Source organism: Bradyrhizobium sp. (assembly GCF_049586575.1).
Lineage (GTDB): Bacteria > Pseudomonadota > Alphaproteobacteria > Rhizobiales > Xanthobacteraceae > Bradyrhizobium.
This window is the reverse complement of sequence record NZ_JBAVCF010000127.1, coordinates 1-5,480: the sequence shown is the minus strand read 5'-3', so window position 1 is coordinate 5,480 and position 5,480 is coordinate 1. Positions and strand designations below refer to the sequence as shown.

The 5,480-nt window shown below is 57.5% G+C and carries 7 protein-coding genes and 1 pseudogene; 4 read left to right on the top strand and 4 right to left on the bottom strand.

The genetic code is table 11. The features are described 5' to 3' along the window. A pseudogene (locus tag WB528_RS04560) lies at positions 1-291 on the top strand (hypothetical protein); the annotation flags it as partial. 220 nt (positions 292-511) lie between these two features. Here the strand turns inward: WB528_RS04560 and WB528_RS04555 are convergent. Together WB528_RS04555 and WB528_RS04550 are read right to left on the bottom strand one after the other, a co-directional pair. Continuing rightward, positions 512-643 carry a hypothetical protein gene (locus WB528_RS04555; protein WP_423887240.1) on the bottom strand — a complete coding sequence of 44 codons (132 nt, stop codon included), beginning with the start codon at positions 641-643 and terminating at the stop codon, positions 512-514. Positions 644-714: 71 nt separating this feature from the next. After that, positions 715-1,107 carry a hypothetical protein gene (locus WB528_RS04550; protein WP_423887239.1) on the bottom strand — a complete coding sequence of 131 codons (393 nt, stop codon included), beginning with the start codon at positions 1,105-1,107 and terminating at the stop codon, positions 715-717. A 519-nt stretch (positions 1,108-1,626) separates the two neighbouring features. On the opposite strand from WB528_RS04550, the gene WB528_RS04545 reads away from it, so the two are divergent. Beyond that, entirely contained in the window at positions 1,627-2,493 is an 867-nt protein-coding gene (locus WB528_RS04545; RefSeq protein ID WP_423887238.1) for an XdhC family protein, read from the top strand. 4 nt (positions 2,494-2,497) lie between these two features. Here WB528_RS04545 and WB528_RS04540 read toward each other — a convergent pair whose 3' ends face one another. Then, positions 2,498-2,929 carry a thiamine pyrophosphate-dependent enzyme gene (locus WB528_RS04540; RefSeq protein ID WP_423887237.1) on the bottom strand — a complete coding sequence of 144 codons (432 nt, stop codon included), beginning with the start codon at positions 2,927-2,929 and terminating at the stop codon, positions 2,498-2,500. Positions 2,930-2,961: 32 nt separating this feature from the next. After that, on the bottom strand, positions 2,962-3,240 hold the full coding sequence (locus WB528_RS04535; protein WP_423887236.1) for a thiamine pyrophosphate-dependent enzyme: 279 nt from the start codon (positions 3,238-3,240) through the stop codon (positions 2,962-2,964). Positions 3,241-3,595: 355 nt separating this feature from the next. Here WB528_RS04535 and WB528_RS04530 point away from each other — a divergent pair, with 355 nt between their 5' ends. Continuing rightward, positions 3,596-3,832: a DUF3311 domain-containing protein gene (locus WB528_RS04530; RefSeq protein WP_423887235.1), complete on the top strand. Its 237-nt coding sequence runs from the start codon at positions 3,596-3,598 to the stop codon at positions 3,830-3,832. Between the two features lie 22 nt (positions 3,833-3,854). Then, positions 3,855-5,402 carry a monocarboxylate uptake permease MctP gene (mctP, locus tag WB528_RS04525; RefSeq protein ID WP_423887234.1) on the top strand — a complete coding sequence of 516 codons (1,548 nt, stop codon included), beginning with the start codon at positions 3,855-3,857 and terminating at the stop codon, positions 5,400-5,402. Positions 5,403-5,480 lie beyond the last annotated feature (78 nt).

The window sequence follows — 5,480 nt, the reverse complement described above, 5'->3', positions numbered from 1 at the left end:
GTTCGAAGACGCGGCCGGTGGCAACGCCTGCAGAATAACGGCAAGATCAGTTCGGTCAAAAGCGTCCGATTGGACGGACTGGCGGGCGACTTACGCGAAGCGCCATGCGCTTCCGAAACTCCAGATTTAGCGCACGGAAACGGCAAGCCGCTGATCCATCGGGAGGACCCGTGCATCGTCGCCCGACTGCCGCAGGCTCGGGTGCCGGTAATTGCGCTGGACGACATTGCCGGTATAGCAGAGCTGGTGCTTGCGAGGGCGGTGCCCGTGAAGGAGGTGAGCGGACGATGATCGCGAGAGTTGGAGCGTTCTCTCGACCTGACCGAAACCCTCCCTCTCTGAGTCGCGCGCGGTTTGCGAAATCGACGGTCAGGCACCTGCAAAGACGACGCAGGCGTCATCGCCTCGTCGCTGACGCAGACGACGAATTACTGGAATTGTCAGAGGAGGTGACCGCCGTCCCGTCTTGCAACCAGTCAGACTTCTCGGCGTCGATTCGACAGATAGGCATTTACGCGCCGAGCCGCACACTGCTCGGCTGCGAGAATGCCTCGTCCGCAGGGGTGTTCATATTGCTCAAAACTACGCCACTGATCACCGCGGCGATGATGGCGGCAAAAAAAGCGGTGAGAAACGCTTTCATGAACTGGCTCCTTTCAAAGGGTAAAGTCGATGCTATCACAAATCGTGTGCGCAAGAGAAGTTGCGGATCTGTTAGGGTTTAGGTCGCGGCCGAGACCGACCACCGGCTGGATGGATTGCGAGTTCAACGAAATGCAGTAGTTCTTTTGACGCATTAGGTGTTTCTGCATTACAGTCGATTAGCCAAGCGCCAGATAACAGCCGCGCGCCCGTCTCTGCGAGATTTTGAGCGTCGACGAGGTCTTCCGCAATCACCTCAAACTGCCGTGTCGTCCATTGTAGGCATGCTTCCAATTCAGTGATCGAGCGGGCCGCGGTCAGTTTCGAAGCAAGTTCGGACGCCAGGTCGACCTCCGATTGGATCCGATCGAACCATTGCCGGTTTGTCACCCGCAGCTGATCAAGGAACGCGATTTCAAAGTCCCCGGCGTTTTTCCTGCACAGCGCGGCGGATTCGACCGGCATGAGTCCAGGTGGCCGGGCTTTCACTCCCCGCCGGAGGTCGCACCGTCGTTCTATTGATATAGATCAACTGCTCTACAAGGTCACTGGGATTTGATGCTAGTTCCTCTGCGCTCTACGCGGCTCGCTAGTGGCTTTCGTTCCTAAACAATCCAACATAACTGCGCGCTTGGCGCAGAGTCCTGCGCGTGATCATTGCGTCCCGGCAATGTTGATCGCGGGTGCGGCATTCGTCGAAAGGGTCAATAAAATACACGATTGGCGCTCTGGCGCGGGCGGTCTCCATGGAGGAGCGGCATCCCCATTGCGCGGGCCAGATTCTGCGGGCCTACGGCGTCAAGGATGCTTATATGTATATTGGCGCATTGGTCATGGTCTATATCGTGCTGGCGATCATTGCGATCCTCCGCACGCCGGAACCAAGAGCACCAACCTTGAGGTGGATGCGGCTGCTCCGTATAGCTCGAAACGCCCGCTTCCGGCTGGGTAATTCCCTCGTTGAACGGGGTTAGGAATCTAACGATGACAGACCTGATAAAAGTCAATTCGTCCAACGCTCCTGTGGCGCCCGGCGCCGCGACCGATATTCTGGACGTGATGCGGACTCTGCGGGATGCGAAGCAGCCATTTGCGTTGGCAACCGTCGTCGAAACCGCCGGCTCCGTTTCTGCGAAAACTGGCGCGAAGGCAGTTGTGGCCCAAGATGGCCGGGTGGTTGCGGGATGGGTCGGCGGGGGTTGTGCCGAATCAACCGTGTGTCACACCGCGCTCGACTGTATGGCCAGTGGCGAAAGCGAGATTATCGATCTGGACTTGAATGATGAAGTCCTTGGCACCGGCATGCCCTGCGGCGGCAGCATGCGAGTCTATGTCGAGCCGGCGCTGCCTAAGCCAACGCTGTGGATCCTCGGACATGGACGGGTGGCCGAGAGTCTTTGCGCAATGGGCGCCATGATGGATTTCGAGGTCGTGGTGGACGACCCGATGGCCGACCGTGAGCGCTATCCGACAGCTTCCCGTCTCCTTCCGGACGATCTGTCGTACGATCGGCTTGCGCCGGGGCCAGATGATTATGTCGTGGTTGCAACTCAGCACAAAGGTGATCATCAATCGATGGATCGCTGCCTGCGGTCCCCGGTGTGCTACATTGCACTCATCGCCAGTCGCAGGCGGTCCAAGCTGGTTATGGATTATTTGCGCGGACGAGGTTTTAGCGAAGAGGACCTGAGAAAGGTCTATGCACCGGCCGGCCTCGATTTTCATGCGCGAACTCCCGACGAGATTGCACTCGCGACATTGAGCGAAATCGTCATGTTGCGACGGTCTGGCACCGGCGCACATCGACGTGACGTGATACAGGAAACGCGCCCCGTTCCCTTGGTTGCTTAGCATCCTACCTACAGAACCAGCCCATCGTGGTGAGCGCTCCCTTGGCTGACCTGTCGAAGGTTAGGTTAACCGTTGAGGCGCTTACGGTTCGATTCTGGTAGGACATGCACGATCGGTTTCGGCTTCCAGGCCTCCTTGACTTCTTGTTCCGGCGGTAGCGCGACGCATCGTCTGCCGTGGTGTGGCCGCCGTGTCGATGAATGACAGCCTCGATGAGTCGCGGCCCTTCTCCGGCTCGAGCCGACGCAATCGCCGCGGCCGCAACGGCGCATGGCAAAAATGTCGTTGCCGTCGACCTGCTCGCCGCGAAATCCAGCTGCGATGGTTTTGCGCCAGTATCTGCGATGCCGTCTGCTACTTGAGCGGCACCGAAAACCCATTGCTTATTGTTGACTACGAACACAACGGGCAATTTCGCTGCACCGGCGAATTTCATCGTCCTCCCACACATCGCCTTTCGGGCTCCCGTCACCAAGCATGCAAACCGCTACGCGTGGTTGCTTGCGATATTTGAAGGCGTAGGCGGTGCGGAGCCTTCGATCCGACCGGGATGCAAAACGGAAAGTCTTGGACCGGTCCCGCCCGGTGGCTGCCGCGCTCGTCACCGCCCCAAGACAGCAGGGTGTTTTCCATGGTCACACCGCGCCACAACGGCGCAGCATTGTCGCGGTAACCCGGGAGTAGGACATCGTTTGCCTGGATGGCACTGCCGACTGCGACGGCCTCTTGGCCAAGGTGAAGTGGCATTAGGTCCCGAGCCCCCCGTGCGTTGCAGATCAATCATCATCTCCTCGCTGCCATCCGCTGAGGATCGCGATGATCCTCGGCTAAGAAAGGGCCGCGTGCAAATGTCGCCCCCGTCTTCATCGAAGGCCTGCAGCGCCGTGGCTTGAACGTCCCAACTAAAAACATTGCGCAAGCGCAATAATTATGACCGAGGCACTGCGCGATTGGATTGTGTACGTTGGCTTAGCTCGTAGTGCAGCGATAACAATCAACAATAAAAGCCACCGTTGATATCCGTCGGCGACTAGGTTTTGAGTTGATGGCTATAGAGAAACTACGTCGAACCATCGATAGTCAGGAGAAAAGAAACAGTGTCATGTCTCATGATCACAAACCAACGCAATGGTGGCTCATTTTATTGCTTGTGCCGTTCATCGGCGTCTTGTGGGTACCGTTCTTCAATCGCGTTGACCCGCAGATAGGGGGAATTCCATTCTTCTTTTGGTATCAGTTCTTGTGGGTTGTCATCAGCGCATTTGTGACTGCACTCGTCTATTTCAAAGCAACTCCACGACCGAAACCGGTCTGGCAAGAACAAGCGCGGCGCGAGTGAAGTATTTGAGAGGAAGCACGCCATGAACTGGATTGCATTTACTGTATTCATTGCGCTCTTCGCCTTGGTGACAGTGCTTGGCTTTATTGCCAGTCATTGGCGGCGTGGCGATCTCGATCTCATCGATGAATGGGGTCTTGCCGGTCGGCGACTAGGTACGTTTATCACCTGGTTTCTCCTCGGTGGCGACCTTTACACGGCCTACACTTTCGTCGCCGTACCGGCACTCGTCTTTGGCGCGGGCGCGATTGGATTCTTTGCGCTTCCGTACACCATAATCGTTTACCCCTTCGTCTTCGTCGTGTTTCCCCGCCTTTGGTCAGTTGCCCAGAAGCACGGCTATGTCACCGCCTCGGATTTTGTGCGTGGCCGATTCGACAGCCAGCCGCTCGCACTTGCTGTCGCAGTGACCGGCATTTTTGCCACCATGCCGTACATCGCCCTTCAGCTCGTGGGCATTCAAGTCGTGCTGGCCGGGATGGGCATTTCAGGGACGGGTTTCGTCAGCGACCTGCCGCTCGTCATTGCATTCGTAATTCTTGCAGCATTTACTTATACGAGCGGGCTTCGCGCGCCCGCGGTGATCGCGGTGGTAAAGGACCTTCTTATTTATGCGACGGTGCTCACGGCCATCGTTGTGATCCCGATCGAGCTCGGCGGGTACGGCAAGATATTTGCGAGCGTACCCGCGGGCAAGCTCATCCTTCCAGAGCCTCCCGGCGGTTCGTTTGGCTCCTACAGCGCTTACGCCACACTGGCGTTGGGTTCAGCCTTTGCGCTTTTCCTCTATCCGCACTCGGTGACTGGCGTCTTGAGCGCCAGCAGCCGGCGCGCCATCATGCGTAATTCCGCCCTCTTGCCAGCCTACACTTTTCTCCTGGGCCTGATCGCCTTGCTTGGCTATATGGCGATCGCGGCTCATGTCGGTGATATGCCAGCCTTTGCATCCTACTTTAAGCAGTACGGTCCAAATTTCGCGGTGCCCGCCTTGTTTCTCGCGACGTTCCCGTCCTGGTTCGTGGGTTTTGCCTTCGCTGCCATCGCAATTGGCGCCCTCGTTCCCGCAGCGATCATGTCGATCGCAACGGCTAACCTGTATACGCGTAACATCCATCGGGTCTATTTCCAACCGAACTGCACCAAGGCGCAGGAGTCAAAGATCGCCAAGCTTGCGTCTCTGGTCGTAAAGTTTGGGGCGCTCGCTTTCATCCTGTTTTTACCGCAGAAATATGCAATTCAGCTGCAGCTTTTGGGAGGCGTTTGGATTATCCAGACCCTGCCGGCCGTTGTCCTTGGGCTCTATACCGGCTGGCTGCACCGGCACGCGTTGTTGATCGGGTGGGCAGCGGGGATTGTTGCGGGGACTGCGATGGTGGCGTCGCTCGGGTTCTCCACGTCGGTGTATCCGCTCCACATCGGTGGCCTTACGATCCCTTGCTACGCAGCACTTTCATCGCTTGTCATCAACTTGGTGATCACTGTGGCATTTACTTGGCTCTTCAACGTTGCGCGAGCCAAACCTGGCCGAGACGCCACCATCGAGATCGACTATCAGGAAGCGGTGCTGTGAACCCGGCTATCGATCGATTCTACCGGACGCTCGTGCGCGATGCGCCCGATGCCATCATCTACGCCGATTCACTGGGGG